Source organism: Sphingorhabdus sp. YGSMI21 (genome assembly GCF_002776575.1).
Lineage (GTDB): Bacteria > Pseudomonadota > Alphaproteobacteria > Sphingomonadales > Sphingomonadaceae > Parasphingorhabdus.
The window spans coordinates 2,894,174-2,917,781 of record NZ_CP022548.1 but is presented as its reverse complement, the minus strand read 5'-3'; the positions used below and the strand labels follow the sequence as shown (position 1 = coordinate 2,917,781).

Sequence of the window (23,608 nt, the reverse complement as noted above, 5' to 3'; positions counted from 1 at the left end):
GTCCCTCTTAAAACAGGTTCAGCCTAGCTGCAACGCATTGCAGCGCCACAGGCTCTTAAGTTGCACCATGTTTGTTGACCAGCTCGTAAGCCCGCTCGTACCATTTGCTGCCGGGATAGTTTGCGCCCAGCACAGCGGCGGTTTTCTTGGCTTCCACCGGAACGCCCAGAGCAAGATAGGATTCGGTCAGCCGCATCAGCGCTTCCGGCGCGTGGGTGGTGGTCTCATATTTCTCGATCACCGTGCGGAAACGGATCGTCGCCGCCAGCCACTTGCCGCGACGCTGGTAAAAGCGGCCGATTTCCATTTCCTTGCCAGCCAGATGGTCGTTGACCAGATCGATTTTCAGCTTGGCATCGGCGGCATAGCGCGAATTGGGATAGCGGCGCGCAACCTCGCCGAGCGTGGCCAGAGCCTGTTCGGTAATCTTCTGGTCGCGGGTGACATCGCCGATCTGCTCATAATAGCAGAGCGCAATCAGATAATAGGCATAAGGCGCATCCTTGTTGCCCGGATGGATCGACAGGAACCGGCGCGCCGATTCCGTCGCCTTGCTATAGTCACCCGACAGATAATAGCTGAACGCGCTCATCTGCTGCGCGCGGCGGGCCCAGGGGGAATAGGGATGCTGGCGCTCGACTTCGTCAAACAGCGCCGCCGCAATCTTGTATTCACCGCGGTCCAACCGCGATTTCGCAGCATTGTAGAGCGTGTCGACATCGCGAGCGACGTAACGTGTATCGGTACCGCGACCGCCACCACTGCCACCAAACATTGCACAACCGGAAAGCGCCGTGGCGGAGAGACCTATTACGGCCCATTTGAAAATGTGTTTTGTCATATGGCAGACCTCTTAACCGCTTGTTTTGATCCAGCCAAGAATAAAGCAAAAAAAGCCGCTGGAGCGGAGTGACACTCCCTGTTCGGTTGCAGCTTTACCAGAGATTAATCCGGCCCGCTTGCGGCAAATATTCCGCGCAAGAAAAAGGGCCCGAATTGCTCCGGGCCCTCTTGCTGTTCCGTTTTCCGAAAATCTAGTCTTCGGTGATCGAGGACGGCAATGGAATATCGCCGCCGCCTTCGTTCTTCGGACCGTCATTGTTCCGGCCACGTCCGCCGCCGTCACGGCCACGTCCGCCACCATCACGTCCACGACCGCCACCGCCATCACGACGCGGGCCGCGTGGCTTGCTTTCGCGTGGCGGACGGGTGTCCTCCAGCTCTTCGCCGGTTTCCTGGTCAACAACCCGCATCGACAGGCGAACCTTGCCGCGCTGGTCGATTTCGAGAACCTTGACCTTGACTTCCTGGCCTTCGCTCAGTTCGTCAGAGACCTTCTCGACGCGCTCGTTCTTGATTTCGGAGACGTGGACGAGACCGTCCTTGCCGCCCATGAAATTCACGAATGCGCCAAAGTCGACCAGGTTCACAACCTTGCCGTCATAGACTTTGCCGACTTCGGCTTCTTCAACAATGCCCTTGATCCATGCGATGGCCGCATCGATCTGCGATTTGTCGGAGGAAGAAACCTTGATCAGGCCTTCGTCGTCGATGTCGACCTTCGCGCCGGTTTCGGCAACGATTTCGCGAATGACCTTGCCGCCGGTACCGATAACGTCGCGGATCTTTTCCTTGTTGATCTGCAATGTTTCGATGCGCGGAGCATGTTCGGACATTTCGGTACGAACCGAAGACAGCGCCTTGCTCATTTCACCGAGGATATGCGCGCGGCCGCCGCTGGCCTGTTCCAGAGCAGACTTCATGATTTCCTGCGTGATGCCGGCTACCTTGATGTCCATCTGCAAGGAGGTGATACCCTTTTCGGTGCCCGCAACCTTGAAGTCCATGTCGCCGAGATGATCTTCGTCGCCGAGGATGTCGGAAAGAACCGCAAATTCTTCGCCTTCGAGGATCAGGCCCATGGCAATGCCGGAAACAGGACGCGCCAGAGGCACACCGGCATCCATCATCGCCAGCGAACCGCCACAAACGGTCGCCATCGAGGAGGAACCGTTGGACTCGGTAATGTCCGACAGAACGCGGATCGTGTAGGGAAATTCTTCCACTGTCGGCAATACCGGACGAAGCGCGCGGAATGCGAGCTTGCCGTGACCGGTTTCGCGGCGGCTGGTAAATCCGAAACGGCCCACTTCACCAACCGAATAAGGCGGGAAGTTATAGTGCAGCATGAAGTTGGTGTAGCTCAGACCGTCGAGACCGTCGATCATCTGCTCCGCGTCCTTCGTGCCCAGGGTCGTAGTCACGATCGCCTGCGTTTCACCGCGGGTGAACAGTGCCGAACCGTGGGTCCGTGGCAGCAAGCCGACCATGGCTTCGATCGGGCGAACCTGATCGAGCTTGCGGCCGTCGATACGGGTGCCGTCCTTGATGATGGCACCGCGAACGATTTCAGCTTCCAGCTTCTTGACCATCTTGCCGGCGGTCATTTGCGTCTGGCCGTCTGCGTCGGCGTATTTTTCCTTGGCTTTTTCGCGAACCGCGTTCAGCGCGTCACTACGCTCTGACTTGTCGGTTTTCTTGTAAGCCGCAGCAATATCTTTTCCGACCAGCTTGCGCAGATCTTCCTTGATTTCGCTATTGTCATCACCGGCGTCGAGCTTCCATGGCTCTTTCGCAGCCTGTTCGGCCAGATCGATGATCAGGCCGGCAACCTGTTTGGACGCTTCATGTGCGAACTGTACAGCGCCGAGCATGACTTCTTCAGAAAGCTCCTGTGCTTCCGATTCAACCATCATCACCGCGCCATGCGTCGCTGCAACCACCAGGTCGAGTTCGCCTTCGGCGACTTCTTCCATGCTCGGGTTCAGCTGATATTCGCCTTCTTTATAACCGACGCGTGCCGCACCGATTGGGCCCATGAAAGGCACACCGGAGATGGTCAGCGCAGCAGAGGCTGCAACCATCGCGAGAATGTCGGGCTCATTGACGCCGTCATAGCTCATCACCTGACAGATGACGTTGATTTCGTTGTAGAAACCTTCTGGGAACAGCGGACGGCAAGGACGGTCAATCAAACGCGATGTCAGCGTTTCTTTTTCCGTCGCACGGCCTTCGCGCTTGAAGAAGCCACCCGGGATACGACCGGCGGCAGAGAATTTTTCCTGATAGTGAACGGTCAGCGGGAAGAAATCCTGCCCTTCGCGCACCGATTTGGCAGCGGTAACTGCGCACAGTACAACCGTTTCGCCGAGGGTCGCGAGTACCGCGCCGTCAGCCTGACGGGCAATACGGCCCGTTTCGAGGGTGAGGGTCTGTCCGCCCCACTCCATTTCAACTTTCTTTACATCAAACATTCGTATTTTCCTTTGTCCCGCCTGCCCTATGCAGTGCGGGGGCTTTCTTGTGTCCAGCAATCCGGCTGGACAGCGGTTCGGGGTCATTATACCCCGTTCGAAGGGCATCGCCGCCTTATTGCCGCGATACCCAATGCAAAAACGGCCCCCGTCTGGGAGCCGCTTTCAAAACTCTTACTTCCGGAGACCGAGGTCCTTGATCAGCTTGGCGTAACGCTCGACGTCCTTCTTGCGAAGATAGTCCAGCAGGCTGCGCCGCTTGTTCACCATCATCAGCAATCCGCGACGGGAGTGGTTATCCTTGTGGTGACCTTTGAAATGTTCGGTCAGGTTCACAATGCGCTCGGTGAGCACAGCAACCTGAACTTCCGGGGAACCGGTATCGCCCTTTGTCTGGCCGAATTTCTGGATCAGTTCCTGCTTTTTTTCTGCGGTAATCGTCATTTATTTCATTCCTTCGAACATCTTTTACATATTGAACCCGCGGACCACCTTGACGGTGCCATCAACAATCTCTGCCAGAGCGACCGGAGAACCTTCATTCTCTGTCGCTAGAAAAAGCCCGTTGACTGCGGGGTTCCCGATCAAATCCTGCTCGTCCAGCGTCAAGCCTTGCCGAAGCATTCTTGCCTGATCAGGGTCGAGGTCGAAAGCCGGGATGTCGTCCAGCCCCGCCTCAAGCGGCAAGAGGTATTCTTTAATGTCCGCGCCCTTACCAATTTCGTTGAGTTTGTCCAGCGAAATCGCCTGTTTCAGGGTGAATGGCCCGGCCTTGGTCCGGCGCAACATGGTGACATGACCGAAAGTGCCCAGAGCCCGCGCGATGTCGCGGGCAAGCGAGCGGATATAGGTGCCTTTGGAGACGTTGGCCGTGAGGGTGATTTCTGTCAGTGGCTCGTCATCCTGAACTTGTTTCAGGACCTCCGGAGATCCTGAAACAAGTTCAGGATGACGAATGGAACTATCAACACCACGAATGCCGAGAGCATATATCGTCACCCCCCGCAGCTTCATCTCCACATCCACCCCTGCCCGCGCCAGATCATAGGCGCGCTGGCCGTCGATCTTCAGCGCCGAATATTTCGGTGGTATCTGCTCGATCGCCCCGCTGAACTGCGGCAATATCGCTTCGACTTCGGCCAAAGTTGGCCGGTGGCCAGAAGTCTCCGTCACAGCCCCCTCGACATCCAGCGTCTCGGTCTCCGTCCCGAAGCCGATTGTAAATTCATAAATCTTCGACGCATCGAGCATCCGTCCGCACAGCTTGGTCGCTTCGCCCAGCGCAATCGGCAGGACCCCGGTCGCCAGCGGATCCAGCGTCCCGCCATGCCCGACCTTCAGCTTGTTCTTGCCTTTCCCGAGCAAGCCGGCCTCTCGCAAATTCCGCTTAACCGCCCCGACCGCTTGCGTCGAACCAAGCTCCAGCGGTTTATCCAATATGATCCAGCCATGTGGCCTCACGCCGGCTTCTCCCATTCCATGACGACGAAGCCCGGAACGCGGCTGTAACGATCACTTTTCGGGTCGTTTTGATCCGGCGGAGTGGGTTCGTCGAAATGGCGCAGGATCAAACCATTCGCCAGAAATTCCTGCAGATAGGCGCTCAACGGGCGGTGCCAGTTCAGGATATCGATACCCAACCATTGTTCCCGGGACGCGCGTTCCTGATGGTAATTGTCAATTACAAATCTTTTATGTTGGCCGTCAAGCCCGCGCACCCATTTGCCCGCGGTAAAATATCCGGTCAGATTGGCGATCAACAACGAACCGCCAGGCTTTGTCACGCGGGTCATTTCCCTGATCGCGACGCGAAAATCCTCGATATCGATCAGCGACAAATAGCTGACCACCAGATCAAAACTCTCGTCTTCAAAGGCGAGGTCTTCGCCGAAACCTATTTTATAGTCTCCATCGGGGTCGTGCTTCCCGGCCTCGGCAATCAGGCGTTCCACCGGATCAATTCCGACCGCGCTCCAGCCCTGTTCCTTCAGCATCCGGACGAACCGCCCTTCCCCACACCCAATATCAAGAGCCGTCCCGCTATGTCGCGCTACCCTTTCCAGCATGACCTGATCAAGCAGGGTGCGACGGGTCCAGTCTCCAGCCTCGCCGATAGAGGCAATCCAAGCTTCAGCGGACCTGGCCCAGCCATTTATGTCACCAGTCATGACCGTTCCGTCCATTCCTCTTTCAGCAACCCAAAAACCGCCGTATCCCTTACATAGCCCGTCCAGGTAATCCGGTTCTTGCGCAACGTTCCCTCATGTTTCGCGCCGAGTTTCAACACGGCGGCCATCGACCGTTTGTTGCGGGTATCGACGCGGAATTCGATGCGGGTGAAGCCGCAGGCAAAAGCCTGATCGATCATCAGCTTTTTCATGACGTCGTTGAAGCCGCTGCCCCGCACAGACGGTTCGATATAGGTCCCGCCGATCTCCACCACACCGAACTTGTCGGGATTGATAAAATTGGTCATGCCGACCACCTTGTCGGTCTCACCGTTGATCACCGCGAAACGAACCCAGTTGGTGGTATCGTGAAAGGCCTCGATCGCCTTGTCGAAATTCTCGTCCAGCATCGACACCGGATAGATGTCCCAGATCTCCTGATCTTGGACACAAGCCACGCGCAATGGCTCGAGATGGTGCTCGACCAACGGTTCGAGCCGCACGGGCTCCTGCTCCAGCGTTGCCGATAGTTCAGCCATTGAGCCGTTCCCGGAAATGTTTCCGGCACAGCGCGATATAGCTTTCATTGCCGCCGATCTCCGTCTGCGCGCCGGCGGCGATGGCCTTGCCCGTATCATCAATCCGCAAGTTCATTGTCGCCTTGCGCCCGCATTCGCACACGGCTTTCAATTCCACCAGACTGTCGGCCAGCCCCAGAAGCTTGGCCGATCCCGGGAATAGATTGCCCTGAAAATCCGTCCGCAGACCATAGCAAAGCACCGGCACGCCCAGTTCGTCGGCCAGTCTCGCGCATTGCCAGACCTGACCCTCGGTCAGAAACTGCGCCTCGTCGATCATCACGCAGGCCAGATCTCCATCTTCCTGTTCTTTGCTAACCGCGGAAAAAAGATCCGTGTCCTCGCCAAAGCGATGCGCATCGGCGTGCAGGCCTATCCGGGATGCAATGGCGCCGAAGCTCGCCCGATTGTCGATCGCTGCGGTCCACAGCATGACCTTCATGCCGCGCTCGCCATAGTTGAACGCCGCCTGCAGCAGATTGCTCGACTTGCCGGCGTTCATCGACGCATAATAGAAATAGAGTTTGGCCATCTGTCCTGTCGCTCGTCATCCTGAACTTGTTTCAGGATCTCTGAAGGTCCTGAAACAAGTTCAGGATGACGACAAGGGTTAATCGCTCAGTCCGTGTCGCCCAAATCCTGCGCAACCTTGGGATTGTTCAGCAGGCTCTCGATATGCTCGGCGGTATCAAAGCTCTCGTCGGCAAGAAATTTCAGCTTGGCCGCATATTTCATCTTCACCCGCTTCGCGACTTCCTTCTGGAAGAAGGCGGTGTTGGTTTTCAGCGCCTTGAGGACATCCGCCTCGTTCGCACCAAGCAGCGGTTTCACAAACACCGTCGCGTGGCGCAAGTCCGGCGACATGCGCACTTCTGTGACGCTGACGCTATGCGAAGTCAGCACCGCATCATGCACCTCGCCGCGCATCAGCAGTTCCGAAAGGATATGCCGAACCTGCTCGCCGACGCGCAGCAGGCGGACCGAACGGCCTTCGGGAGATGTGTCGTTATATTTTGCCACAATAATAAAGCCTCAAATTCGTCATGCTGAACTGGGTTCAGCATCCAGAGCGACTGGCACAGATAGCGTGACAGCCCGATCCGGATCCCGGATCAGGTCCGGGATGACGATATTATCAAAGAACCCGTTCTTTCTCCGTGACCTGGAAGACCTCGAGCATATCGCCTGGCTTGATATCGTTGGTATCTTCCAGAACCGCACCACATTCCATGCCGGCGCGGACTTCCTCGACATCGTCCTTGAACCGCCGCAGCGACGCGATGGTCGTTGCGCTGACGATGACATCGTCGCGGGTAAGACGGGCGAACAGGCCCTTGCGCAAAGACCCTTCGGTAACCAGCAAGCCGGCTGCCTTGTCTTTCTTGCCGGACTTGAACACGTCCTTGACTTCCGCACGGCCGACAACATTCTCGATCTTCTCCGGGCCGAGTTCGCCGGCCATTTCGGCGCGGATATCGTCGGTCAGATCATAGATGATATCGAAATATTTGAACCGGACCCCGTCGCGTTTGGCGATTTCACGCGCCTTGGCATTGGGACGCACGTTGAAACCGATGATCGGAGCCTTGCTGGCTCCGGCCAGGGTCACGTCCGATTCCGTGATCGCGCCAACACCGCTGTGCAAAATGCGCACCTTGATGTCGTCATTCGAAATCTTGTTCAGCGCCTGCACGATGGCTTCGGTCGAGCCCTGAACGTCGGCCTTGACCAATAGCGGGAATTCGACGGCGCTGTTCGCTGCTGCAGAGAACATATTTTCGAGACTCGTCGGCGCCTGCGTGGTGCGCTTCAGCTTCTCCTGCTCCGCGCGATAGGCGGCAACTTCGCGGGCCCGTGCTTCATTTTCGACCACGGTCAGCTTGTCGCCAGCTGATGGAACGCCGGAGATACCCAGCACTTCAACCGGTGTGGACGGGCCAGCTTCCTTAACCTGCTTACCCTTGTCATCGATCATCGCCCGGACCTTACCGGTCTGCGAACCGACGACGAAGACATCGCCGCGTTTCAACGTGCCGCGTTCGATCAAAACCGTAGCAACCGGTCCGCGACCGATATCCAGCTTCGCTTCGACCACCGCACCTTCGGCCGGACGGTCTGGACGCGCCTTGAGTTCGAGCAGTTCCGCCTGGACGTGGATCTTGTCCATCAGTTCATCAAGGCCGATTTTCTTGAGCGCTGAAACTTCCGCGTCGAGTACGTCACCCGACATTTCTTCCACGATCACTTCATGTTCGAGCAGACGGGTGCGGACCGTTGTCGGGTCGGCGCCTTCCTTGTCGATCTTGTTGATTGCCACAATCATCGGCACGCCAGCGGCCTTGGTGTGGTTGATCGCCTCGATCGTCTGCGGCATCAGGCCGTCATCGGCAGCCACGACCAGGATCACGATATCCGTGACATTGGCACCGCGCATCCGCATTTCGGTAAAGGCTTCATGGCCCGGCGTATCGAGGAACGTGACCTTGTCGCCGTTCTTCATCGTCACCTGATAGGCGCCGATATGCTGGGTGATGCCACCGGCCTCGCCGGCAACCACGTCGGTTCCGCGCAAAGCGTCGAGCAGCGAGGTCTTGCCGTGATCGACATGGCCCATGATCGTCACAACCGGTGCGCGTGGCTTCAGCGTTTCTTCCGGATCGACATCGGCCTGGGTGTTGATTTCGACATCGGCTTCGGAAACGCGCTGGATATTGTGGCCGAATTCCTCGACCAGCAATTCTGCGGTATCCTGGTCGATTGTCTGGTTGACGGTGACCATAGAACCCATGTTGAACAGGGATTTGACGAGATCCGCGCCTTTTTCACCCATACGTTTCGCCAGTTCCTGAACGGTGATGGCTTCCGGCACGATGACGTCGCGGATCTGCTTTTCGCGCGGTTCGCTTGGACGACCGGACCGCTGGGCCCGCTTTTCCTTTTCGCGCGCACGTTTCAGTGCTGCGAGCGAACGCGCCCGCGCAGCACCATCTTCGCCGCGCAAGGCGCGGTTGACGGTGAGCTTGCCCGACTGGCGACGATCGTTGCGGTCGTCGCGTCCGGCTTTCTGCTTTTCCTTTTCCGGCTTTGCCCGCTTCGGTGTTTCCACTGGCGTGAATTTGCGGGCTGGTGGCCGCGCGGCACCCGCAGCGGCGGGAGTCGCGGTTGAGCCGGTATCCGCAGCAGCAGGTTCGGCAGTGTCTCCGGCAGGCGCTTCAGCTGCGGCTTTCTCTGCAGCAGCAATCTCTTCCTGAGCCTTGCGCGCCTGCTCTTCTTCGGCCTTGCGCTTTTCTTCCGCGCGCTTCTTCTCTTCCGCCGTCTGCTCTTTCTTCTCGCGAGCATCGCGCTTGCGCGCTTCCTGCATCGCTTCGAGACGCGCTTCTTCCGCCTCGCGTAGCAGTTTCGCCTGTTTCTCCTGACGGGTCAGACCATCATCCGCTTTCGGCGCGGCGGGCTGCTTCTTCGCGACAGGCTTCGGCGCGGGAGTAGCCACCGGAGCGGGCGCAGGGGTTTCCTTGACGATTTCCTTCGCCGCTTCCTGTGCGCCGGGCTTGCCGACCAGCTTCTTGCGTTTGACTTCGACCACAACCTTGTTGGTGCGTCCGTGGCTGAACGTCTGTTTGACTTCGCCAGGCTCAACCGAACGCTTCAACCCCAGGGGTTTGCGTGCAGGTTTTGGCGTATCTTTTGTATCTTCACTCATCGAACAGACTTAATCCTTAAAATAGTAATTACTGCAATATCTTATCCAGTTTTTCCGACCGGACTACGCAACTTTCTTTTCGGCATCATCATCGACTTTATCAGAGCCGATAAAGTGAAGCCATCTCTTCAGGCTGTGCGAAACCCGCCCCGCTGCGCGCTTGTCGGTTATCCCGATATGCACCACATTCTGGCGGCCCAATGCCACAGAAAGCCCCTGCCGGTCCACCGGCAATATCAGGCCGCGAACATTTTCGCCTTCCCGGTCGCTGCCGACCCGCCAGGCCTGATCCAGTTTGGCGCAACCGTCACGTCCGGCGTCGGCCGCGTGGAGCAGCATATTGAGATCGCCCTGACGCGCGGCGGTTTCGATTTTCTCCGAACCGGTGAGCAGCGTTCCGCCCCGCGCCTCCAGACCCAGCCGGTCCAATGTGGAGCGCTCGAGCGCCGTTTCAAGCAATTCCGCAAGATTCCCGGGAATATCGAGTTGGCCGGTTTTGAATGCCCGAGCCAGCGCACCCTTCAGCTGCCCCTTGGCCTGCGCCGTTTCCAGCGTGGCGCGATCGACGCCGATCCAGGCGCCGCGCCCGGGCGCTTTCGCGCGGACATCGGGGGCAATCTGCCCGTCAGGCCCCATCGCAAGACGCATCAGCTCCTCCTGGGGAAGGCTTTCCCCAGTCAGAATGCATTTACGATATGGCGCTTGATCTAGAGGTTTAGACCGCGTCTCATTGGGGAGATTCCGCATCTGCGTCCTCCCCGGTTTCTTCGCTGGCCGCAGCCGCCGGCTCGTCTTCATCCTCGAACCAGTGCGCACGCGCGGCCATGATGATTTCGTTGCCCTGCTCTTCGGTCAGGCCATATTTGGCCAATACGCCGTCGGGCTCGGGCTTGCGGTTGTCATTGCGGCGGCGCGGTTCGGATTTGCGCTTCAGAACAAGCTCGTCGGTCGCCAGATCGGCAACATCGTCCAGCGTTTTGAGGCCCGCCTCACCCAGCGTCACCAGCATGGCTTCGGTCAGATGCGGCAATTCGGCAATCGCGTCCTCGACACCCAGTTCGGTCCGCTTCTCGCGCGCTGCCGCTTCCCGCCGTTCCAGCGCTTCGAGAGCACGGTTCTGCAATTCGGCAGCCAGTTCGTCGTCAAAGCCTTCGATGCTCGAAATCTCTTCCGGCGCAACATAGGCAACTTCTTCGAGTTCGCTGAAACCTTCGGCAACCAGCAATTGCGACAACGTTTCGTCGACATCGAGATCTTCCTGGAACATCTCGGTCCGCGCCGCAAATTCGGCCTGACGCTTCTCGCTCGAGTCCGCTTCGGTCATGATATCAATGGCGAGGCCGGTCAGCTGCGACGCCAGACGGACATTCTGGCCACGACGACCGATTGCCAGGCTCAACTGATCGTCAGGAACGACAACCTCGATACGGCCCTCTTCCTCGTCAATCACCACACGGCTCACGGTAGCGGGCTGCAAAGCATTGACCACGAAGGTCGCAATATCTTCCGACCATGGAATGATGTCGATTTTCTCGCCCTGCATTTCCTGCACGACGGCCTGTACGCGGCTACCCTTCATGCCGACACAGGCGCCGACCGGATCGATCGAGCTATCGTGGCTGATCACGCCTATCTTGGCACGGGAACCCGGGTCGCGGGCAGCGGCCTTTATTTCGATGATGCCGTCATAAATTTCCGGCACTTCCTGTGCGAAAAGATGCTTCATGAAATCCGGATGGGCGCGGGAAAGGAAAATCTGCGGCCCGCGGTTTTCGCGGCGCACGTCCAGGATCAGCGAACGGACACGGTCGCCAACTCGTGCGGCTTCGCGCGGGATTTGCTGGTCACGGCGGATCACGCCTTCGGCGCGACCCAGGTCGACAACGACATGTCCGAATTCGACCGATTTCACGACACCGGTGATGATCTCTCCGCTGCGGTCCTTGAATTCTTCAAACTGCCGCTCGCGTTCAGCATCGCGGACCTTCTGGAAGATTACCTGCTTGGCCGACTGCGCATCAATGCGGCCCAGATCGACTTCCGGCAGAGGATCGACGATGAAATCGCCGACCTTGGAACCGGGTTCGAGCTTTTCAGCCTGCTTGATATCGACCTGTTTGAAATAGTCTTCGACTTCCTCGACCACTTCGACAACCCGCCACAAACGCAGGTCGCCGGTGTTGATGTCGAATTTCGCGCGAATGTCATTCTCTGCACCGTAACGAGCGCGAGCAGCTTTCTGGATAGCCTCCTCCAGCGCCTCGATCACAATCGCCTTGTCGATCATTTTTTCCGTCGCAACGGCGGTCGCGATCGCAAGCAACTCGGCTTTATTGGCTGAAATAGCACTGCCCATGATTAGTCTTCCTGTTCTTCTAAAGTCTGTTCTTCGATTTCGTCCGCACCTTCCGTTGAAACCGGAACGGTCGCAGCGATCAGGGCGTCGGTCAGAATCAATTTTGCGCTATGGACATTCGTAAGAGGCGTCTCCTGACTTCCCGCCTTACGATCGTCAATCTTTATTATATCACCCTCGATACCTTCGAGCAGTCCGCGCAGCTGTTTCTTGCCCGCTACAGCATCGACCAGGTTGATCCGCGCTTCGTGACCAGCCCAGTTTTCGAAATCTTTTGCGCGTGTTAACGGCCGGTCAATGCCCGGCGAACTGATTTCCAGCCGATAGGCATAGTCAATCGGGTCGCGGCCATCTTCTTCCAGGGCATCGAATTTTGCCGAGATCCGGCGCGACAAGGCGGCGCAGTCGTCAATGCCGAGCTGTCCGGTCTCCGGACGCTCCGCCATCACCTGTAAAGTGGGCTCTTCTGCTCCGGACACGAATTGCACACGCACCAGATCAAAGCCCAAAGCGTCAGCTTCCGGTTTAATCAAATCTGTCAGTGCGGCAATATCGGTCAATCCAGGTCCTCAATTCTAGTTACAATGCGAATTTGCTACCGGCCCCTCGGCGCCAGCCCCTCAAAATCTCACAATGTCGGGATGACTGCTATTTAGGGGCAGATTCTTAAGATTGCAACGCCTGATTCAAACGGCGGTGATATTATAGACCAGCATGACCAGGTAGACGATGAGCAATATTGCGCCTTCCCAGCGCGTTATCTTTCGCCCGGTTGCCGCGAATATCAGCAACAGGACGGAAGCGGCGATAAGCACCGGCAGTCCGAAATTGCTGATTTCACCAGGGATTGTGCCGGGAGCGATCACCGCAGTGACGCCGCCGATCAATAGCAGGTTGAAAATATTGGAACCCAGCACATTGCCCAGAGCAACCGCGCTGGCGCCCTTGTAGGCGGCGACAACCGAGGTCACGAGTTCGGGCAGTGATGTGCCAATCGCGATTACCGTCAACCCGATCACCGCTTCGCTCATGCCGACCAGACGCGCCAGATCGACCGCACCTTCGACGAGCCACCGGCCTCCCGTGACGATCAGGATAATCCCGACCAGCAAGACCAGTATCGACCGCCAAAGCGGTTGAATATCATGCAGGTGCGTGTCCGAGATTTCCAGAGCTTCGGCTTTTTCGTGCAGAGCGCTCGCTCCGGGCGGTTGTGTCCGCTCCGCCCAATAGGCATAGCCGAGATAACCTGTCAGCAGCATTAGAAAAAAAACACCGATGGCGACGGTAATACCGGTCGTGCTGGCGACCAGCCAGAGAACAATCGTCATCGCCAGCGCCAGCCCGCCGTCGCGCCACAGGGGACCACGCGGCACCACCATTGGCAGGATCAGGGAGGCCGCACCGAGAATCAGCAGGCTGTTCGCCAGATTGGAACCGACTATATTTCCCCAGGCGATGCCGGGCGATCCGGCCCGCGCCGCTTCTACGCTGGCCACAAGTTCCGGCGCAGAAGTGCCGAAACCCACGATCGTCAGACCGATGAGTAGCTCCGACATTCCTGCCCGCTCGGCGACCCGGACAGCGCCGCGCACGAGCAACTCGCCGCCGACGATGAGAATGACGAATCCGGCAGCCAGAACAAGCAGCGGTATCAGCACGACGGTGTCACAGCACATGGTGCACAGCCGCCGAAACATTGCGCCTCGACAGCCCGGCAGCTCCGCGATCGGCGCGGAGCCGTGCATATCCTAGCCATTGCGCTTGCCGAGCAATTTCAGGCGCAGCGCATTGAGCTTGATGAAGCCTTCTGCGTCTTTCTGGTCATAAGCACCGGCATCATCCTCGAATGTAACGACTTTCTCGCTGTAGAGGCTGTCGGGCGATTTCCGTCCCACGACATCGACCGAACCCTTGTAGAGCTTAAGCCGGACCGTGCCGTTGACGCGCGCCTGACTATGATCAATCGCCGCCTGCAGCATCTCGCGTTCCGGAGAGAACCAGAAACCGTTGTAGACCAGTTCCGCGTAACGCGGCGCCAGTTCGTCCTTCAGATGGGCCGCGCCGCGATCCAGTGTAAGTTGCTCGATCCCGCGATGGGCAGCATGATAGATAGTCCCGCCAGGGGTTTCGTACATGCCGCGCGATTTCATTCCGATATAACGGTTTTCAACGAGATCCAGACGGCCAATGCCATGCTCGCGACCGTATTCGTTGAGCTTTTCCAGCAAGGTCGCAGGACTCATCGCCTCGCCGTTGATCGCGACGCCGTCGCCGCGCTCGAAATCGACCGTGATATATTCTGGCGTATCGGGCGCATCCTCGGGATTGTTTGTCCGCGAATAGACATAGTCGGGTACTTCTTCCCACGGATCCTCGAGCACCTTGCCCTCGGAAGACGTGTGGAGCATGTTGGCGTCACAGGAGAACGGCGATTCTCCACGCTTGTCCTTGGGAATCGGAATCTGGTGCTTTTCGGCAAATTCGATCAGTCGGGTCCGGCTGGTCAGGTCCCATTCGCGCCAGGGCGCAATGACTTTTACATCGGGATTAAGGCCATAATAGCCGAGTTCGAAGCGGATCTGGTCATTGCCCTTGCCTGTCGCGCCATGGGCGACAGCATCGGCACCGGTCAGCTTGGCGATTTCGATCTGGCGCTTGGAAATAAGCGGCCGCGCGATCGAGGTGCCGAGCAGATAGAGACCCTCGTACAACGCGTTGGCGCGCATCATCGGGAAAACAAAGTCGCTGACGAATTCCTCGCGAAGATCGTCGATAAAAATATGCTCCGGCTTGACCCCGAGCGTCTCGGCTACGCGGCGCGCAGGGCCGAGCTCTTCGCCCTGCCCCAGATCGGCGGTGAAGGTCACCACTTCGCACTGATATTCCTGCTGCAACCATTTCAGAATAACGCTGGTATCGAGGCCTCCGGAGAAGGCCAGCACTACGCGTTTTACGGAATCGCTCATTTTATCGTCTTTCAAAGAATGAAGCCCTGTTGAGCTTGGCCGCCTAACAGGCTCCAATTTTCGGCGCAATATGATATATCGGAGGAAAGCGGGGTTATGCATGGCAAAAGCAACAAACAAAACCGGGCAGACGGATGAAGACGTCGATGCCTTCATCGGCAAAGCCGAACCGGAACGGCGAAAAGACGAGGCCCGCGCGCTGATCTCAATGTTTCGGCGAATTACGGGCGAAGAACCGAAAATGTGGGGTCCGAGCATCATTGGCTTCGGAAGCTATGATTATAAATATGACAGCGGGCGGCAAGGCACATCGCTCCGCACCGGCTTCTCGCCGCGAAAGGCAAAGATAAGCCTCTATCTGATGGGTGCCTATTGCACCCCCGAGGCCCAAGCCGAGCAGAACCGGCAACTGAGTCTCCTCGGCAAACACAGCGTCGGCAAGTCCTGCCTCTATATCAACCGGCTGGAGCAGATCGATATGAGCGTGCTTGAAACGCTGATACGCAATAATTGGGAGCTGATGAACGAACGATATCCGCAATAGTCGCGGATGTCCGGACTGAGCAACATCAACGGGAAAATTGACGCCCGATCTGGATATCAGCCCGCCAGATTCTTCTCTGTCTCGCCGATATAGCCCCGCGTCAGCGGCAAGGTCCGCTTGCTGCGGCTGTACTGGATCTGGTAATTGCACATGCCGCCATTTTCAAACGCGGCCGTCGCGCCGGCCAGATAGAATATCCACATCCGGTAGAACCGCTCGTCATAGAGTACGACGATCTTCTCCCGGTTCTGAACCGTTCGCTTGTACCATTCGCGCAAGGTAAAGGCATAATGCAACCGCAGGTTCTCTACGTCGGTCGCGATCAGCCGGTACGGTTCGCTCGCCTCCACTGTTTCGCTCAGCGCCGGGATATAGCCGCCCGGGAAGATATATTTGCGGGTGAAGGCATCGGTCGTGCCCGGTCCGCCCATCCGGCCAATCGTGTGCAGCAGCATCACGCCGTCGTCGGTCATCAGATTGGCGCAAGAGCGGAAAAAGGTGCGAAACTGGGGCGTACCGACATGTTCGAACATGCCGACCGATACGATCCGGTCAAAGGCTCCGGCCTCGCGCCGGGCGAGGTCGCGATAGTCGATCAGCTCGAACTTCACCTTGTCCGCAACGCCTTCCTTTTCGGCCCGCTCCCGCGCTTTTTTCAGCTGTTCTTCGCTCAGCGTGATTCCCAGTACCTCGACCCCGGTCTTGCGGTGCAGATAGAGCGCCATACCACCCCAGCCGCAGCCGATGTCGAGCACCCGTTGCCCGGCTTTCAGGTCGAGTTTGGCGGCGATATGCGCCTTTTTGTCTTCCTGCGCCTGCTCCAGCGACATGTCCGGGCCATGTTTGTCAAAATCCCAATAGGCACAGCTATATTGCAGGTCCTCGTCGAGAAACAGTTCGTAGAGATCATTGCCGATATCATAATGGTGCGCGACATTGCTTTTCGACCGGCCCAGCAGGTTGATCCGGTCCAGACTGCCAGCCATATGGTCCCGCATTTTCTTCAAAACGCCCGGATCCTTGAGCTTGCCGCCGCGCTCGAAGGGTTTGTTGGCGCGCAACAGTTGTACCAATTGCATGATATCACCCTTTTCCACGACGAGGCGACCATCCATGAACGTCTCGGCCGCTCCGAGGCGCGGATCGAGCAGGATTTGCCGGACCACATTCTTGTCCGCCAGCCGGATGCCGACGTCGGGATAGCCGGCGGTGGGCGTTCCGAACGCCTCGGTTTCACCATCCGGATGGGTGACGGTAATAGAGCCTTTTTCGACAACACTCTTCAGAAACCGGCCCAATATCGACATAGATTCACTCCTGACATTCAGCAAAAATTGATGGTTCAGATACCCGCATACCATTCATAGCCGGCAACATCCTGCCAATAGCCGCCTTTTCCCTCGCCAATGCCGGCCAGGGAAGCCACCGCTTCGATCCCGGTCACATATTTGGCATGTTTGTAGCCCAGCTGGCGTTCTACCCTGAGCCGGAGCGGTGCTCCGTTCGCGACCGGCAAGGGCGATCCGTTCAGCCGATGGGCCAATATGGTCTGCGGATGAAAGCCGTCGAGCAGGTCGATGCTTTCATAATATGGCCGGCCGCCCAGCCTGTCGGCACAATGAAAAACCAGAAAGCGAGCCTTGTCCTGCAGCTGCCCCAGGTCGAGAAGGATTTTCAGCGGCACACCGGTCCACTGGCCAATCGCGCTCCAGCCTTCGACACAGTCATGACGGGTGATCTGGGTCCGCTGAGGCAGTGATTGCAGCGCCGACAGACTGAACTGCTGGGGCTTGCGAAACAGGCCGGTCAGCCGCAGCCGCCAGTCAGCAAAATTCTGAGCCGCGCTGGAGCTATATTCCGGACTTGCCGGATCGCGGGTACCATTGGCCCGGAAGGTTGGCGACAGATCGGCCATGCGATATTCGCTGGCCAGTTCCATCCGGTCCCCGAGCGTCCGCTGCACCGCAAAATTGGCTGTTTCCCCGCTGGCCAAAATATCCTGAAAAAGCGGATTGCGGTTCAGGGCATCGCAGCCGGATAACAGCCCTCCTGCACCGATTGCCGCGCCAGTGATCAGTTTTCGTCGGGTGATGATGGTCATTACAATACCCTCCTGTCCTGCCCGCCGGTCAGCATCGCCTTGATCTGGCTTATCGGTCCTGAGAGCAGGACCATCAGGATATGGACCAGAAAAAACAGCACCAGCAGGAAAGCCGTGATAAAATGCGCCGAGCGCGCCGACTGGCGGCCTCCGAACAGGTCGGTCAGAAACGGCCAGTTCGCATCCATGGCCGGGGACATGGCGAGACCGGTAAATATCATCAGCGGCAACAGAATGAATATCACGCCGATATAGCTCAGCTTCTGGACGACGTTATACGGGTGCGTGGCCGACTGCCGGATCGCCGCCAAGCTGCCGTGATCCCGAAGAGATCGCCAGATATGTGAAGGTCGCCACTCTTCCCGGCGCATATGCAGATCTTTCTGGATATGCCGGTTCCACAGCGACCGGATCATGAACAGCGTCAAGCCGGTACTGAATATCCAGGCGAAAAAGAAATGCCAGCGTCGACCGTCCGCCAGGCTGTATGTGGACGGTATGGTTGCCCAGCCGGGGAAGGCCCAAGTCTGCGTCCTACCCTCGCTATCCTGCCAATTGCCCAGAACACCGGTGGTATCGATACGCATATCGCCCAATCTCAGATAGGCCTGCGTCGGGGACGAACCAACCGCCATCCAGGCATAATCGTCATTGGCACCATATTCGCCCCAGTAGAGCCGTGGATGGGCATTGAAAATGGTCAGGCCGCTCATCAGCAAAATCAACAGGCACAGCGCGTTGGTCCAGTGCCAGATCCGGGTCGTCAGCTGATGGCGGGCTCGAACAGGCATGATGGGGTGCTCCGGCATATCTATACTCTAGCCGCTGGTTCGGCCTTGCCAAGCCTCACGTTACAACCGCCGCTGTTGCATATTCACAACACAGTGCGGCAGAATGTCATTTGTGACAAATTTAATTGGATCATGCAGTTGTCGTTCAGGTTTGTAAACTTATATGCATAAACGACCGCGAAAGAATAATCTAAGTTGAAAAAGTTAGTGGTCATTTAATCGCAAAACCAAGGAACCAAAAAAAATGAAAAATGTAACAATAGCAGCCGCTATTGCAGCATCTGTGCTTGCATCCCCCGCAATGGCTCAGGAAAAAGGTGATTTTTCCGGCGTAAAAGCTACAGCAATCGCTGGATATGATAATATTGATCTCGACATCGCCGGCATCGATAATGTCGACGGCTTCCTTTACGGCGCTACACTTGGCTATGACATCCAGTCCGGTAACGTTGTCTATGGCGTCGAGTTGGAAGCAACCGAATCCACCGGCAATACCACCATTGCAGGCGGACGTGTCGAGGCGGGTCGTGATTTGTACGCCGGTGGCCGACTGGGTTTCGTTGTTGGTGACGCCGCTCTGCTCTACGCCAAGGCAGGCTACACCAATGCTCGCCTTTCCTCGCCCGGTCTCGGTGGCGACAATGGCGACGGCGTTCGTGTTGGTGCCGGTATCGAATATCAGCTGAGCGACAATATGTTTGCGCGCGGCGAATATCGTTACAGCAACTACGAAGCTGGCGTTTCCCGTAACCAGGGCCTGGTCAGCCTCGGCATGAAATTCTAATCCAGACGGATTGATGACGATGACGGGGCGGGCAGCGATGCCCGCCCCTTTTTTATGGCATCCGCGCTGCCCAGCCTCTAATCTGCCGTGGCACAAAAGCGGAGAGACAATATCATGAGCGTCAAGACACAGGTCATCAATCTGGATCCGGACCCGCTTGCCCCTTATGCAATATCACCGGCATGGCGTGTGGGCGATCTGCTGTTTCTTTCCGGCCAGGCGGCGATCGACGAACAGGGACAGGTTGTCGGCATTGCCGATTTCGACGCCCAGTTGCGTCAGGTTTTCATCAATATGGACCGCGTTCTGCATGCCGCCGGCAGCAGCCGTGACCGGATTGTCAAGGTCACCATCTATCTGACCGACATGGAAAATTTTGCCAAGATCGTCCAGGCGCGCAAAATCTATTTCGAATCCCCCTACCCCGCAGATACAACGCTGGAGGTCAAGGCACTGGCCTTGCCGGACCTGATGGTCGAAATCGACGTGATCGCGACGGTCTAGCCGAGCGCAGCCTGTTTCTCTTCCGCAAGCCGGTCGAGTTCAGCACGACTTTTCTTTTCGCTGGCCGATTTAAGCTGGCCACAGGCCGCCATGATGTCCCGGCCGCGGGGAGTCCGGATCGGGGCGCTGATCCCGGCATCGAAAATGATTTTCGAGAAGGATTTGATCCGTTCCGGCGTCGAGCATTCATAATCCGAGCCGGGCCAGGGGTTGAACGGGATCAGATTGACCTTGGCGGGCAGATCATAGTTGCGCAGCAGATTGACCAGTTCGCGGGCATCCTGATCGCTGTCATTCTTGTCCTTGAGCATCACATATTCAAAGGTGATCCTGCGGGCGTTGTTGGCACCCGGATAATCGGCGCAGGCCTGCAGCAGTTCCTCGATCGAATATTTGCGGTTGAGCGGGACGATCTCGTCCCGGGTTTCCTTGTTCACCGCGTGCAGCGAAATAGCCAGATTGACGTTGATCTCGGCTCCCGCCCGCGCAATCATGGGCACGACACCGCTGGTCGACAGCGTGATCCGCCGACGGGAAAGCGCGAGCCCGTCACCATCCATCACGATCTTCATCGCATCGCGGACATTGTCGAAATTGTACAAGGGCTCGCCCATGCCCATCAGCACGATATTGGTGAGCAACCGGCCGTCGGATTTATAGGCCTGATTATAGACTTTGGTATTTTCCGCGTCCTCATCGTCGGCAAAATCCATCACGCCCTTGGGCCATTCACCCAGCGCGTCGCGCGCTAGCATCACCTGGCCGACAATCTCGCCGGGAGTCAGATTGCGCACCAGCCGCATCGTGCCGGTATGGCAGAAACGGCAATTGAGCGTGCAGCCAACCTGGCTCGAAATGCAAAGCGTTCCGCGATCCTCGTCGGGAATGAAGACCATCTCATAATCTTGCGCATCGGCAGACCGCAGCAACCATTTGCGCGTACCGTCTTCCGACAGATGCGCCTCGACCACTTCCGGACGACCGATCACGAAGCGTTCCGCCAGCCAGGGCCGCAGCGTCTTGCTCATGTCGGTCATCACCGCAAAGTCGCTGATGCCGCGATGGTACATCCAGTGGAACAACTGTTTGGACCTTAATTTTCCCTGCTTTTCCTCCAGACCAGCAGCGATCAGCACATCGCGGATTTCCGTGACGCTGAGACCTATCAGGTCGACGCGACCGTCAGCACGCGGGGTGACCTTGGCGGGCAAGGGAACGGGATCAATATGGCCGGGAATCTGCATGGGAGCGCATATAGTGCGAGTCCCGGGGAAAATCTACCGCAACCGCGAACATCCCAAAGATGCCGCGTCAATCGCCGTTGCCGCGCCGCGCAACCGGTAGGCATCGACGATCGGCTTGCCGTCGCGCCCGACGCTTTCCACGGTCATGCTGGTGGACGAACGGATCGCGGCGATGATTGCGGCATCCATACGCTTGTCCTGCGACCAGCCATCCGAACGGGTAGCGGTCAACTGGAAGCGACGACCAGCGATACTGACCATCAGCCGGCTGTTGGTGGACCGGTCCCGGCTCAATCGTACATGAAATTGCCGCCGGATCTTGCGATTGGGCCAAAAGCCGACGGTGACAAAGGATTTTCGTTCCGCCTTGCCAGTAATTTCCTCTGACTCCGCAATCGCATAGCAGCGCGGGATTTCGGGATCGCGGAACGCGCCCCAGCTGTTGAATATGCCCAGAGAATCCTTGGCCATCGCCGGAATCGAGAGAAGCGACACCGCCAGTCCCAGGAGAATATACTGCTTTTTCAAGCCTTCTCCCCTTCCCCTCCGCCGATATGAATCACATCCTCGACACCATCCCTGATCTGGACGATGGAGCCCTGCGGCAAGCCTTCGGCAATAGGCGCGTCAAAGCGCGGGTGCGGATCGGCACCAACCAGCAGGCCGCGCAACACCCGGCTGGTCATGCCATGGCTGATCAGCACCGCATCGCGGGCAAATTCCTGTTCTGCCAGCCAATGTTCGAGCCGCCTCGCGATGGCACGATAATCTTCGCCACCCGGCGCGACGGTCACAAACAGCCTTTCGGTCTCGTCGATTTCCAGCTGGCCGGCCAGATCGCGATACCAGGCACCGCCCCACTCGCCCATATCGATTTCGCGCAGACGCTCGTCGCTGCGCGCCTGGTGCCAGTCCGCACCGACATGTTCGGCTACTACCGAAAGCGTCTGCAACGCCCGGTCGGTGTTCGACGCAATCAAATCAAGTTCGGGCTGCTCTGTTGCCAGATGGCGTGCCAGCGCCTTGCCCATCTCGTCGGCCTGGGCAAATCCGGTTCGGGTCAGCGGCGTATGGACGTGATCGCCCTGGAGCCGGCCGGCCAGATTGAAGATTGTCTCGCCATGCCGCGCGATAAACAGTCGTTTTCCCTTGGTATCAATGCCGCTCATATTAACCCTGTTCTGTCCGGAAATAGCCAAATCCATCCCCTGTCCCTGCGGCTTTAGCCGCCTTGTTGCTTTTTTCCACAGTTTTTCACGGCATTATCGGGCGCTAAAGGCGATCAGGCTTGCCCTGCGGCACTTTATTGTTAATGAAGCCATGAACTATCCGTGAACCTGTGGAGAGTCTTTTCCACTGCATTTTTCACGGACGATCGGGAACAAGAAGGACGGTTTATGAAAGCGACCATTGAACGCGCGGCATTGCTAAAGAGCCTGGGGCATGTCCAGTCCGTGGTTGAGCGGCGCAACACCATCCCCATTCTCTCCAACGTGCTGATCGAAGCCAGCGCCGACGGCAGCATCAAGCTGATGGCCACCGATCTCGATCTCCAGGTCGTCGAAACGGTGGAAGCCCAGGTCGATACCGCCGGTTCGACCACCGTTTCGGCACACACATTGTTCGACATTGCCCGCAAGCTGCCCGACGGTTCGCAAGTGCAACTGGATGCAGCGGACGGCAAGATGAAGGTCAATGCCGGTCGCGCCCGCTTCAATCTGCAGACGCTTCCCCGCGACGATTTCCCGGTCATTGCCGAAGGCGAACTGCCGACCAGCTTCGAACTGCCCGCCTCTTCGTTGATCCAGATCATCGACAAGACGCGTTTCGCGATCTCGACCGAAGAGACCCGCTATTATCTCAACGGCATCTTCCTGCACGTGCAGGATGAAGAAACGCCCGTGCTCAAGGCCGCCGCGACCGATGGCCACCGCCTCGCCCGCGTTACCCTGCCCCGCCCTGCCGGCGCGGAAGGCATGCCCGACGTGATCGTTCCCCGCAAATGCGTCAACGAACTGCGCAAGCTTCTCGACGAGAATGCTGAATCATCGGTTCAGGTCGACCTGTCGGCGAGCAAGATCCGCTTCACACTGGGCACAGCGATTCTGACCAGCAAGCTGATCGACGGCACTTTCCCCGATTACACCCGCGTCATCCCAACCGGCAATGACAAGCTGCTCAAGATCGACGCAAAGAGCTTCGCCCAGGGCGTCGACCGCGTCTCGACCATCGCCACCGAGAAAACCCGGGCCGTCAAGATGGCGCTCGGCGATGACAAGATCACGCTCTCCGTCACCTCGCCGGAAAATGGCAAGGCCGAGGAAGAAGTTCCAGGCTCCTACAGCGACGACACGTTCGAAATCGGTTTCAACTCGAAATATCTGATGGATATTCTCGGCGAGATCGAAGGCGACACCGTGGAACTGCATCTCGCCGACGCCAGCGCCCCGACGCTGATCCGCGAAAATGACAAGTCGACGGCGCTCTATGTGCTGATGCCGATGCGGGTTTAGCGGCTTCACTTCGTTTCAGGTCCTGGAAACTTTCGCCGAGCC

At 57.8% G+C, this 23,608-nt stretch carries 24 protein-coding genes; 4 read left to right on the top strand and 20 right to left on the bottom strand.

What is annotated here, in order from left to right; all coding sequences use genetic code 11:
- Nucleotides 1–55: 55 nt before the first annotated feature.
- From CHN51_RS14020 to CHN51_RS13955, 14 genes are all read right to left on the bottom strand, one after another.
- Nucleotides 56–841, bottom strand: coding sequence for an outer membrane protein assembly factor BamD (locus tag CHN51_RS14020; RefSeq protein ID WP_100094571.1), 786 nt, complete (start codon nt 839–841; stop codon nt 56–58).
- Between the two features lie 193 nt (nt 842–1,034).
- Entirely contained in the window at nt 1,035–3,314 is a 2,280-nt protein-coding gene (gene pnp, locus CHN51_RS14015) for a polyribonucleotide nucleotidyltransferase (protein WP_100094570.1), read from the bottom strand.
- A gap of 174 nt (nt 3,315–3,488) precedes the next feature.
- Nucleotides 3,489–3,758 carry a 30S ribosomal protein S15 gene (gene rpsO, locus CHN51_RS14010; protein WP_067200048.1) on the bottom strand — a complete coding sequence of 90 codons (270 nt, stop codon included), beginning with the start codon at nt 3,756–3,758 and terminating at the stop codon, nt 3,489–3,491.
- A 24-nt stretch (nt 3,759–3,782) separates the two neighbouring features.
- Nucleotides 3,783–4,790, bottom strand: a complete 1,008-nt coding sequence (gene truB, locus CHN51_RS14005) for a tRNA pseudouridine(55) synthase TruB (RefSeq protein WP_100094569.1) — start codon at nt 4,788–4,790, stop codon at nt 3,783–3,785.
- Nucleotides 4,772–5,482, bottom strand: a complete 711-nt coding sequence (locus CHN51_RS14000) for a class I SAM-dependent methyltransferase (protein WP_100095658.1) — start codon at nt 5,480–5,482, stop codon at nt 4,772–4,774. Before CHN51_RS14000 ends, truB begins: the two co-directional genes overlap by 19 nt.
- Nucleotides 5,479–6,021, bottom strand: a complete 543-nt coding sequence (locus CHN51_RS13995; RefSeq protein WP_100094568.1) for a GNAT family protein — start codon at nt 6,019–6,021, stop codon at nt 5,479–5,481. Before CHN51_RS13995 ends, CHN51_RS14000 begins: the two co-directional genes overlap by 4 nt.
- Nucleotides 6,014–6,592, bottom strand: a complete 579-nt coding sequence (locus CHN51_RS13990; protein ID WP_100094567.1) for a thymidine kinase — start codon at nt 6,590–6,592, stop codon at nt 6,014–6,016. Before CHN51_RS13990 ends, CHN51_RS13995 begins: the two co-directional genes overlap by 8 nt.
- A gap of 86 nt (nt 6,593–6,678) precedes the next feature.
- Nucleotides 6,679–7,080 (bottom strand): 30S ribosome-binding factor RbfA, encoded by a 402-nt coding sequence (rbfA, locus tag CHN51_RS13985; RefSeq protein WP_100094566.1) that lies wholly within the window; start codon nt 7,078–7,080, stop codon nt 6,679–6,681.
- A 115-nt stretch (nt 7,081–7,195) separates the two neighbouring features.
- The gene (gene infB, locus CHN51_RS13980) at nt 7,196–9,760 is read right to left on the bottom strand and encodes a translation initiation factor IF-2 (protein WP_100094565.1); all 2,565 of its coding nucleotides are present in this window, start codon (nt 9,758–9,760) and stop codon (nt 7,196–7,198) included.
- Between the two features lie 63 nt (nt 9,761–9,823).
- A complete protein-coding gene (locus CHN51_RS13975; RefSeq protein WP_100094564.1) occupies nt 9,824–10,507 on the bottom strand; it encodes a DUF448 domain-containing protein in 684 nt (227 codons plus the stop codon).
- Entirely contained in the window at nt 10,488–12,116 is a 1,629-nt protein-coding gene (gene nusA / locus CHN51_RS13970; protein WP_100094563.1) for a transcription termination factor NusA, read from the bottom strand. The genes CHN51_RS13975 and nusA overlap by 20 nt, the downstream gene beginning before the upstream one ends.
- Before the next feature lie 2 nt (nt 12,117–12,118).
- Nucleotides 12,119–12,676, bottom strand: a complete 558-nt coding sequence (gene rimP / locus CHN51_RS13965; RefSeq protein WP_100094562.1) for a ribosome maturation protein RimP — start codon at nt 12,674–12,676, stop codon at nt 12,119–12,121.
- A 126-nt stretch (nt 12,677–12,802) separates the two neighbouring features.
- Nucleotides 12,803–13,795: a calcium/sodium antiporter gene (locus CHN51_RS13960; protein ID WP_100095657.1), complete on the bottom strand. Its 993-nt coding sequence runs from the start codon at nt 13,793–13,795 to the stop codon at nt 12,803–12,805.
- A 72-nt stretch (nt 13,796–13,867) separates the two neighbouring features.
- Nucleotides 13,868–15,085 (bottom strand): argininosuccinate synthase, encoded by a 1,218-nt coding sequence (locus CHN51_RS13955; protein WP_100094561.1) that lies wholly within the window; start codon nt 15,083–15,085, stop codon nt 13,868–13,870.
- 100 nt (nt 15,086–15,185) lie between these two features.
- On the opposite strand from CHN51_RS13955, the gene CHN51_RS13950 reads away from it, so the two are divergent.
- Nucleotides 15,186–15,629, top strand: a complete 444-nt coding sequence (locus CHN51_RS13950) for a DUF1801 domain-containing protein (protein ID WP_100094560.1) — start codon at nt 15,186–15,188, stop codon at nt 15,627–15,629.
- A 56-nt stretch (nt 15,630–15,685) separates the two neighbouring features.
- Here CHN51_RS13950 and CHN51_RS13945 read toward each other — a convergent pair whose 3' ends face one another.
- Genes CHN51_RS13945 through CHN51_RS13935 form a run of 3 tightly spaced genes read right to left on the bottom strand, consistent with a single transcriptional unit; the run spans nt 15,686 to nt 18,521 of the window.
- The gene (locus tag CHN51_RS13945; protein ID WP_100095656.1) at nt 15,686–16,936 is read right to left on the bottom strand and encodes a cyclopropane-fatty-acyl-phospholipid synthase family protein; all 1,251 of its coding nucleotides are present in this window, start codon (nt 16,934–16,936) and stop codon (nt 15,686–15,688) included.
- 35 nt (nt 16,937–16,971) lie between these two features.
- The gene (locus tag CHN51_RS13940) at nt 16,972–17,730 is read right to left on the bottom strand and encodes a molybdopterin-dependent oxidoreductase (RefSeq protein ID WP_100094559.1); all 759 of its coding nucleotides are present in this window, start codon (nt 17,728–17,730) and stop codon (nt 16,972–16,974) included.
- Nucleotides 17,730–18,521: a cytochrome b/b6 domain-containing protein gene (locus CHN51_RS13935; protein WP_240616739.1), complete on the bottom strand. Its 792-nt coding sequence runs from the start codon at nt 18,519–18,521 to the stop codon at nt 17,730–17,732. Before CHN51_RS13935 ends, CHN51_RS13940 begins: the two co-directional genes overlap by 1 nt.
- Nucleotides 18,522–18,765: 244 nt before the next feature.
- Between CHN51_RS13935 and CHN51_RS13930 the strand changes: the two genes are divergently transcribed.
- Nucleotides 18,766–19,305, top strand: a complete 540-nt coding sequence (locus tag CHN51_RS13930; RefSeq protein WP_100094557.1) for a porin family protein — start codon at nt 18,766–18,768, stop codon at nt 19,303–19,305.
- A gap of 114 nt (nt 19,306–19,419) precedes the next feature.
- Nucleotides 19,420–19,809 carry a RidA family protein gene (locus CHN51_RS13925; RefSeq protein ID WP_100094556.1) on the top strand — a complete coding sequence of 130 codons (390 nt, stop codon included), beginning with the start codon at nt 19,420–19,422 and terminating at the stop codon, nt 19,807–19,809.
- Here the strand turns inward: CHN51_RS13925 and rlmN are convergent.
- The 3 genes from rlmN to CHN51_RS13910 are packed head-to-tail and all read right to left on the bottom strand — an operon-like array spanning nt 19,806 to nt 22,222.
- Nucleotides 19,806–21,053, bottom strand: coding sequence for a 23S rRNA (adenine(2503)-C(2))-methyltransferase RlmN (gene rlmN, locus CHN51_RS13920; RefSeq protein ID WP_100094555.1), 1,248 nt, complete (start codon nt 21,051–21,053; stop codon nt 19,806–19,808). The two genes, CHN51_RS13925 and rlmN, sit on opposite strands and share 4 nt — an antisense overlap.
- A 33-nt stretch (nt 21,054–21,086) precedes the next feature.
- Nucleotides 21,087–21,581 (bottom strand): hypothetical protein, encoded by a 495-nt coding sequence (locus CHN51_RS13915; protein WP_240616738.1) that lies wholly within the window; start codon nt 21,579–21,581, stop codon nt 21,087–21,089.
- Nucleotides 21,578–22,222 carry a histidine phosphatase family protein gene (locus CHN51_RS13910; protein WP_100094554.1) on the bottom strand — a complete coding sequence of 215 codons (645 nt, stop codon included), beginning with the start codon at nt 22,220–22,222 and terminating at the stop codon, nt 21,578–21,580. Before CHN51_RS13910 ends, CHN51_RS13915 begins: the two co-directional genes overlap by 4 nt.
- Before the next feature lie 228 nt (nt 22,223–22,450).
- Between CHN51_RS13910 and dnaN the strand changes: the two genes are divergently transcribed.
- Nucleotides 22,451–23,566, top strand: coding sequence for a DNA polymerase III subunit beta (gene dnaN, locus CHN51_RS13905; RefSeq protein ID WP_100094553.1), 1,116 nt, complete (start codon nt 22,451–22,453; stop codon nt 23,564–23,566).
- The last annotated feature ends 42 nt before the right edge of the window (nt 23,567–23,608 follow it).

What these genes read in the sequence shown, in the direction of transcription:
- CHN51_RS14020 (WP_100094571.1), bottom strand. Translation starts at nt 841, where the DNA reads ATGACAAAACACATTTTCAAATGGGCCGTAATAGGTCTCTCCGCCACG.
- pnp (WP_100094570.1), bottom strand. Translation starts at nt 3,314, where the DNA reads ATGTTTGATGTAAAGAAAGTTGAAATGGAGTGGGGCGGACAGACCCTC.
- rpsO (WP_067200048.1), bottom strand. Translation starts at nt 3,758, where the DNA reads ATGACGATTACCGCAGAAAAAAAGCAGGAACTGATCCAGAAATTCGGC.
- truB (WP_100094569.1), bottom strand. Translation starts at nt 4,790, where the DNA reads ATGGGAGAAGCCGGCGTGAGGCCACATGGCTGGATCATATTGGATAAA.
- CHN51_RS14000 (WP_100095658.1), bottom strand. Translation starts at nt 5,482, where the DNA reads ATGACTGGTGACATAAATGGCTGGGCCAGGTCCGCTGAAGCTTGGATT.
- CHN51_RS13995 (WP_100094568.1), bottom strand. Translation starts at nt 6,021, where the DNA reads ATGGCTGAACTATCGGCAACGCTGGAGCAGGAGCCCGTGCGGCTCGAA.
- CHN51_RS13990 (WP_100094567.1), bottom strand. Translation starts at nt 6,592, where the DNA reads ATGGCCAAACTCTATTTCTATTATGCGTCGATGAACGCCGGCAAGTCG.
- infB (WP_100094565.1), bottom strand. Translation starts at nt 9,760, where the DNA reads ATGAGTGAAGATACAAAAGATACGCCAAAACCTGCACGCAAACCCCTG.
- CHN51_RS13975 (WP_100094564.1), bottom strand. Translation starts at nt 10,507, where the DNA reads ATGCGGAATCTCCCCAATGAGACGCGGTCTAAACCTCTAGATCAAGCG.
- nusA (WP_100094563.1), bottom strand. Translation starts at nt 12,116, where the DNA reads ATGGGCAGTGCTATTTCAGCCAATAAAGCCGAGTTGCTTGCGATCGCG.
- CHN51_RS13960 (WP_100095657.1), bottom strand. Translation starts at nt 13,795, where the DNA reads ATGTGCTGTGACACCGTCGTGCTGATACCGCTGCTTGTTCTGGCTGCC.
- CHN51_RS13955 (WP_100094561.1), bottom strand. Translation starts at nt 15,085, where the DNA reads ATGAGCGATTCCGTAAAACGCGTAGTGCTGGCCTTCTCCGGAGGCCTC.
- CHN51_RS13950 (WP_100094560.1), top strand. Translation starts at nt 15,186, where the DNA reads ATGGCAAAAGCAACAAACAAAACCGGGCAGACGGATGAAGACGTCGAT.
- CHN51_RS13945 (WP_100095656.1), bottom strand. Translation starts at nt 16,936, where the DNA reads ATGTCGATATTGGGCCGGTTTCTGAAGAGTGTTGTCGAAAAAGGCTCT.
- CHN51_RS13940 (WP_100094559.1), bottom strand. Translation starts at nt 17,730, where the DNA reads ATGACCATCATCACCCGACGAAAACTGATCACTGGCGCGGCAATCGGT.
- CHN51_RS13935 (WP_240616739.1), bottom strand. Translation starts at nt 18,521, where the DNA reads ATGCCTGTTCGAGCCCGCCATCAGCTGACGACCCGGATCTGGCACTGG.
- CHN51_RS13930 (WP_100094557.1), top strand. Translation starts at nt 18,766, where the DNA reads ATGAAAAATGTAACAATAGCAGCCGCTATTGCAGCATCTGTGCTTGCA.
- CHN51_RS13925 (WP_100094556.1), top strand. Translation starts at nt 19,420, where the DNA reads ATGAGCGTCAAGACACAGGTCATCAATCTGGATCCGGACCCGCTTGCC.
- rlmN (WP_100094555.1), bottom strand. Translation starts at nt 21,053, where the DNA reads ATGCAGATTCCCGGCCATATTGATCCCGTTCCCTTGCCCGCCAAGGTC.
- CHN51_RS13910 (WP_100094554.1), bottom strand. Translation starts at nt 22,222, where the DNA reads ATGAGCGGCATTGATACCAAGGGAAAACGACTGTTTATCGCGCGGCAT.
- dnaN (WP_100094553.1), top strand. Translation starts at nt 22,451, where the DNA reads ATGAAAGCGACCATTGAACGCGCGGCATTGCTAAAGAGCCTGGGGCAT.